The following is a 6,612-nucleotide window of genomic DNA, read 5'->3' as shown; positions in this document are numbered from 1 at the left end:
TTATACGCAGTAAAAGAGGGTAGTTATCCACAAAATAAACGAGCAGAAAAGGATAAAATCAGCATCTTCCACTGGGGATCATCACTATTTCGCGATCCCCAGCCCCCTTCAGATCGCCTTTTTCCAGCTTTCCAGCCAGGCTTCCGCCGGATCTTCAGGGATCTCATGCTCCAGCACGTCAATCTCCAGACGATCGCCGATCTGCTGGGCTCCCAGAGCAATCAGCTGTGCTTCAATCTGGCGGATCGCACCACAAAAGAGATCATATTCATGATTGCCGAGGCCTATTGCCCCAAAACGAACCTGAGAGAGATCGGGCTGGCTGTCACGGATGGCTTCGAACAGCGGCAGCAGGTTATCGGGAATATCGCCTGCACCATGAGTTGAACAGACCACCAGCCAGATACCCTCATGTGGCACTTCATCCAGCTCCGGGCCATGCAGCATCTGCGTTGAGAAACCTGCTTCCTGTAATTTTTCTTCCAGATGTTCAGCCACATACTCTGCGCTACCCAGAGTACTGCCACTGATTAAGGTGATATCGGCCATCTTGCTCTCCCGGACATTAAGGCGAGCATTGTACGCTGTGATCAAGCGGTGATCCACCTGTGGACAACAGGGTTAATAGATTAAGAGAAGCGAACGCAGCCGTTGCCAGCCGCCACATTCGTCAGGGATAAGATTATGCACAAGGCGGAGAAGGATCAGGGCTTGATAGTGCGCATGATGGGGTTTTGCAACGAGATCAGCGTTTCCGTCGACTGAATTTCATCGATGGTCTGGATCTTGTTGATCAGCACCTGTTGCAGGGCATCAATGGATCGGCACATCACCTTAATAAAGATGCTGTAGTGGCCGGTGGTGTACCAGGCTTCAACCACTTCATCCAGCGCATCCAGTTTGCTCAGCGCAGCCGGATAGTCACGCGCGCTTTTAAGGATAATGCCGATAAAACAGCAGACATCAAACCCCAGCTGGCGCGGATCGATATCAACCCGGGTGCCCAGGATAATGCCCGCCTGCTTCATCTTCTCCACGCGGACATGAATGGTGCCGGGGCTGACGTTAAACTGTTTTGCCAGCTCGGCGTAAGCAGTGCGCGCATTGTCGAGCAGGGCATTCAGAATGCCGCGATCCAGGTTATCGAGCTGCAGATGTTCGGCCATGGCCATCCTCGTTATTGGTCTGCTTTAAGTAAACAAGGGTGAATGTGCAGCAAAATAACGGTTCAGGCAACTACCGGCAGCGACGGACGCCGCTGCCGGTTCACTTAGCGTTTACGCCAGACGGTAACCTGCGCCAGTGTGTGCTGGAACTTGCGGGCCGTTTCGCGGATCACAAAGGGTTTATCCTGTGGATCATCGACCAGCTCGAAGTCGGCTGCCAGCAGACGTTGCAGTGCCTGCAGCGTCGTCAGTGCCTCACCATTCTCACGCACGCCGCCCAGCCAGTTCTCCTTCGGCGTGAAATCTTCAAGCCAGGTATAAGGCGATGAGAGCAGTAGGATGCCGCCCTGACGCAGCATCGGCGTGACATCCCGCAGGAAGCGCGCGGGCTGACGCAGGCGATCAATCAGGTTGGAGGCGAGCACCAGATCGTATCGGCCAGGCTGTGGCTTCAGGTTACAGGCGTCGCCCTGAACAAACTGAATCCGCTGCGCCAGTTCGCTCTCCAGCGCGAAATCTTTCAGGCGAACCTGGCGATACTCCACCAGATCGCCTTCCTGTGGCAGGAGATAACGGAAGTCTTCGCCGCTGGCCAGCTGAAGCGCTACATCAATGAAGCGCGCCGAGTAGTCCATGCCGGTGACACGTTCAAAGTGGCGAGCCAGTTCAAAACTGGCGCGTCCGGTGGCACAGCCAATATCCAGTGCCTCGCCGCGTGCCGTGGTGTAGTTCAGCGCGAGGTTTACCAGGCTTTCGGCATAGTTATCCACGCCGAAATAGCGCGGGCCATACTGGAAGTCGAGGTATTGCGACACCATGGCGTCAGATTCATACGGGTTCAGCGCCATGGTTTCCTGATGGCTGGAAACCACGTAGCGGAAACCGGCATGCTGGAAGAAGTGGCGGCGGAACGCATAGCGTGCCGATTTCAGCGCTTCGTTGCCGGTCGATATCCAGCTACCGCCTTTGATCAGCGAATGTTTGCCATCAAAGGTCGGGGTAGAGAAATCATCGTAAAGCGGGTGGACTTTAAAACCTTCAAAGCCGTTGGTCGGCGTGGTCGTCCACTGCCAGACGTTACCGACGATATCGAAGAAGTCGCCCTGGGCGAAGAGATCGACCGGTGAAGAGGACGCCCAGTACGCCAGGTTAATGTTGCCCGGTGCCCGCTCCCAGTCCGGCTGATCGCCCGCAACCTGCTCGCGCAGCTGAGCCCACTCCGCTTCACACGGGAGCTGAACGCTCATGCCGGTCTGTTCCGCTTTCCAGCGGCAGAAGGCCGCCGCTTCAAGCTGATTGACCTCGGCAGGCCAGTCCCACGGCATCGCCACTTCTTCACACATCAGACGCAGTTTAAGCTGATCGGGCATCGCTGGCGTGCCGACCCAGAAGGTGGGCATCTCCGCTTTGGCAAACTGACACCAGCCCCAGCCTTCATCATCCCACCAGCGGGCATCCTGATAACCGCCCGCCTCAACGAACGCCAGAAATTCTGCGTTGCTGACCAGCATTTTGCTCGCCTTGAACGGCTGCAGCGCGATCTGCTGACGGCCATATTCATTATCCCAGCCGTAGGTATCGTCGGTTTTACCCAGCGTGACGGTGCCGCCTGGCATCGGCAGCAGGGCATTGGCCGGCACAGCTTCGCGCTGGTGGCGCGCCATCGGACAGACCGGCCATGCGGCCTGCGGTCTGACCCATTCAACCGGTAACTGGCGGATGAGCACGCTGGACGTTTCCAGATGAATACGCTCATGCTCAATGCCCATCAGGATCACCCAGGCCGGACTCTCCCAGGTGATCGGCAGAGTCAGCGGCAGGGTCTGGATCAGATCGCTGACCAGCGCTTTAACGCGCCCGCGGTATTCGCGGACTTCTTCAACAGTGGGCCAGTCATAGTGGCTGTCGTTGAGATCGTCCCAGCTCATCTCATCCACACCAATCGCCATCATCGCTTCGATACGATCGTCCAGACGCGCGTCGATAAGGCGTCCGGCCATCAGCTTATTGATGTAGAAGGTAGCGGTGTGGCCAAAATAGAAGATTAAAGGATGGCGCAGCGGAATGGCTTTGGTAAACCAGGCCTGGGGATCGGCCAGACAGGTAAACAGACTTTCATACTGTTCCCAGGTCTGCTGAAAATAGGCCAGCAATTCGGCACGTTTTTGTTCAATGTTATGGCCGGAGAGCAGTAGCGTTCGCGTCGGCGCAGGCAGATCGCGATGAGGTTGAGCAAGCGTCACAGGGAGCTCCAGATTGCTGAGTAAGTGAAACGGTAATTCACTATAGCAAATGTGCATTTCTGCCCGATGACTTAACGCCGCCAGTGACGCAGCAGACGGCTTTTCATGCCGGTATCGAAACGCCATATATGGTCGAAGATGCGCAGAATGCCTGGTTTCCCGTGGGCCGACATCGCCACGGCGTGAAAACGTTGCTGATTATTTCGCTGACGCGTTTTGATGGTCCCGATCACCTCTTCCGGCAGACGCTGAGCAATAAAATCGGAAACGATCACCGCATCGGCTTCCTCCCACAGTGCGCCTTCCATTCGGGTCACAACGGAAGAGAGGCAGGCGGCCAGATCGGTGCCGCCACGGAAACGCTGGCTCAGAAAGCGAATCGCCTGTTCCAGTCCGTCGTCACCGGTCAGCTCATAACCAATCACCTCATGCGCAAACAGCATGATGTAGCAGCGACGGCGATCGGCCAGTGCAACTTTCAGCAGTGCCAGACAGAATGCTTTGGCGCAGCGCTCGTTGAAGCCCCCCATCGAACCGGAGGTATCGACGCAGACGATAAACGGCCCGCGCGGCTGCTCTTCATGCTGCTGGTGGCTGGCCGGACGCATAGTGACCTTTTCATGCCAGGCATCGCCCTGCAGCTTGTAGGTCAGCAGCCGTTTCTCTACCAGCCGCCGGTAAAACTCCAGCTCCAGTTCACTGATACTCAGCGCAGCTAACTCCGGTGGCAGCAGACGCAGCACGTCATCGCTCTGATGAATGCCGCTGACCTCCTCCGGCACGGAGGCAGGCTCCTGCACCAGATGATGAAAAGCTTCCATAGGGGCATCCTTTGACGGCACCGATTTTGCTTCGCGACTGCGACCCAGTTGCTGGGCCAGCTTCAGTAGCTCCGGTTGCTGCGCCAGAAAGTCGCCATATTGCAGCATCAGCTGATAGTCACCAGGCTGCAGTGACGCTTTGCTCATGTCCCACAGCCGGCCCGCGGCGGCTTCATCATCGTCACCGAGAATAGGTGCCAGCTGACCGCTCAGCGCCATGCGCTGCTGCAGTTCCGCCAGCAGGCGTTCGCGCTGCTGCTCCAGCAAATCCTGATTCAGCGTCAGCGTCTGTAAGGTCAGGCTGAGCCGCCAGCGTTGTAGAAAAAGCTGGTGCTGCGCGCTGCTGAGATGGCTGGTATCGGTGTGCTGCAGCAGCCGGTTGGCTTCATCCAGAAAAGGGGAAGGCAGGCTTTCAAGCGCCTGAAGCGTGGCATTCAGCTGGTGGCTGAATTCACGATCGCTGAGGAGTTGCACCCGCTGGAACAGCTGAAACTCTTCGGCCAGCGTGGCCGGAACCGGTGTGGTTTTGAGCTCAGCGTTGATCTCCGCTCGCCAGCGTGGCACCTCGCGCAACAGCGCTTTTTTCAGCCCGGGAAACTTTTCAAAAAACAGCGCCAGCTGCGGAGACGCCAGCAGGGCAATAATCAGCTCTTCAATCAGTTCGGTTTCACCCACTGAGAGCAGTGTGCTGAGCGTCTCCAGTGGGATCATTTACGCGCCTGTTTCAGCTGTTCCGCCACATCCTGCAGGCTGGTTTCAATGCGCGCCAGCCAGTCATCACTGATAAACAGGCAACGCTGGTGCTGGCTGAACAGATGACGCTGTGACCGCAGTTCACTCTCCAGCGCATCCAGCGCATCGGTGATCTCACCGGGCAACGGCTCGCTGTTGCTGACGCCAGGCAGGGTCAGACGCGACGATTGCAGGCTGACATCACGGATAGCCAGGCAGTGCTGCGCATCCACCTGTAAATCCAGGCTTTGCGCAAAGCCAATCCCATTAAGCTTGCCGCGAACCTCGCCGCCTTTCTGTAGCCACTGATTCAGGGCATCACGCGCAATCACCAGGTGGGTCACCTGCATGTCGTGCAGCATCAGCGGCTTTTGCAGCATCAGCGTCAGTTGCTCATCGGTAAAGCTTTCCGGCAGATCGTAATGGGGTTTGCGGCTGAACATGCCGCTGTGTTTTTCCAGGGTGATCGCCTGCGCGATGCTCTGCTGTTGCTGCAGAGCCAGGCGACGCGCTTTGATCTGCTGCAGTTTCAGCAGCATCGGCTGCTGCTGCCAGGCATGCTGCGTCATCAGCTGATCGATTTCTCGCTCCAGCAGCTGCATGGACGCGACGTCGTGCCAGAGGCAATCTTTCAGCAGGATCAGATCTATCGGGGCAATGGTATTGCGACCGCTGTAGAAAGCGCTGGCCTGCAGCAGATGAATGGCTTTTTTCCAGCGACGATCGGAAATATAAGGTGCGGCAGGCTGGCTCTCCAGTTGCTGACGCAGCTGATAAATCAGCTCAAAGACGGCATCGGGCAGGCTGACCTGGCTGATGCCGAGCTGCCACTGCGCATACTCTTCATCACTGATGCGCAGGGATTCCGCGACGGGATTGGTATGTTCATCCTGCTGGTGGGTCAGCATGCTGCGAAAATTCTGCTTCTCATGCACGTTATCCAGCCACAGGCGGATCAGCATTCGATCATAAAGCGCTTCAAGGCCGCTATCCGCTTCCGGCAGTTCGTTGGAAGCGGTAACCAGCAGCCGCATCGGGATGGTCTCTTCGCTGTCACCATTGCGGAAACGGCGTTCATTGATAGCGGTCAGCAGGGTATTCAGAATCGCCGGACCGGCTTTCCAGATCTCATCCAGAAAAACAATCTCGGCGTCGGGCAGATACCCTTTAGTGAGGCGCTGGTAGCGTCCTTCATCTTTCAGTGCCTGAATGGAGAGCGGGCCAAACACCTCTTCCGGCGTGGAGAAACGGGTCATCAGATATTCAAAGGCGCGGGCGTGCTGAAAGGCATATTTAAGGCGGCGGGCAATCAGGCTCTTGGCGATGCCCGGCGGTCCCAGCAGGAACACGCTTTCACCGCTCAGCGCCGCCAGCAGGCAAAGGCGAATGGCATGGTGCCGTTCATATAATCCTTTTTCTAACGTATTGCTAAGGCGAGAAATTCTTTCTGCCAAAAGATGGGGTTGAGCCATAATCACATCAATGTCCTTACGATCGTCGGGCCGCCGCGCTTAAGCAAGCGCCTTACTCTATAGATCATCATGCGTGAAAGCGTTGATAGCTGTCAGCTTTTTTGTTTCAGAAGGTTTGCCTGTTTTAAAAGTGGTGCTGGATGACAATTTATCGTCTTGAAATGACCCCGTTACCCTG

5 protein-coding genes are annotated in these 6,612 nt (G+C 56.5%); all 5 read right to left on the bottom strand.

All coding sequences use genetic code 11. From position 1 onward, the window contains the following. Positions 1-108 precede the first annotated feature (108 nt). Positions 109-549: an FMN-binding protein MioC gene (mioC, locus tag AC6I8J_RS18660; protein ID WP_161733308.1), complete on the bottom strand. Its 441-nt coding sequence runs from the start codon at positions 547-549 to the stop codon at positions 109-111. Positions 550-704: 155 nt separating this feature from the next. Further along, positions 705-1,166, bottom strand: a complete 462-nt coding sequence (asnC, locus tag AC6I8J_RS18655) for a transcriptional regulator AsnC (protein WP_003849496.1) — start codon at positions 1,164-1,166, stop codon at positions 705-707. A gap of 104 nt (positions 1,167-1,270) precedes the next feature. Then, on the bottom strand, positions 1,271-3,409 hold the full coding sequence (gene ovoA, locus AC6I8J_RS18650) for a 5-histidylcysteine sulfoxide synthase (protein ID WP_161733310.1): 2,139 nt from the start codon (positions 3,407-3,409) through the stop codon (positions 1,271-1,273). Between the two features lie 71 nt (positions 3,410-3,480). Then, positions 3,481-4,941 carry an ATPase RavA stimulator ViaA gene (gene viaA / locus AC6I8J_RS18645; protein WP_285086941.1) on the bottom strand — a complete coding sequence of 487 codons (1,461 nt, stop codon included), beginning with the start codon at positions 4,939-4,941 and terminating at the stop codon, positions 3,481-3,483. Continuing rightward, positions 4,938-6,434 (bottom strand): ATPase RavA, encoded by a 1,497-nt coding sequence (gene ravA, locus AC6I8J_RS18640; protein ID WP_253420552.1) that lies wholly within the window; start codon positions 6,432-6,434, stop codon positions 4,938-4,940. Before ravA ends, viaA begins: the two co-directional genes overlap by 4 nt. Positions 6,435-6,612 lie beyond the last annotated feature (178 nt).

Source organism: Pantoea sp. X-Soil-ISGK-355 (genome assembly GCF_059730805.1).
Note: the sequence above shows the minus strand (reverse complement) of the source record. Positions and strands in the feature narration are given on the sequence as shown.

Excerpts from the sequence above, each read along its gene's own strand:
- mioC (WP_161733308.1), bottom strand. The coding sequence starts at position 549 with ATGGCCGATATCACCTTAATCAGTGGCAGTACTCTGGGTAGCGCAGAG.
- asnC (WP_003849496.1), bottom strand. The coding sequence starts at position 1,166 with ATGGCCGAACATCTGCAGCTCGATAACCTGGATCGCGGCATTCTGAAT.
- viaA (WP_285086941.1), bottom strand. The coding sequence starts at position 4,941 with ATGATCCCACTGGAGACGCTCAGCACACTGCTCTCAGTGGGTGAAACC.
- ravA (WP_253420552.1), bottom strand. The coding sequence starts at position 6,434 with ATGGCTCAACCCCATCTTTTGGCAGAAAGAATTTCTCGCCTTAGCAAT.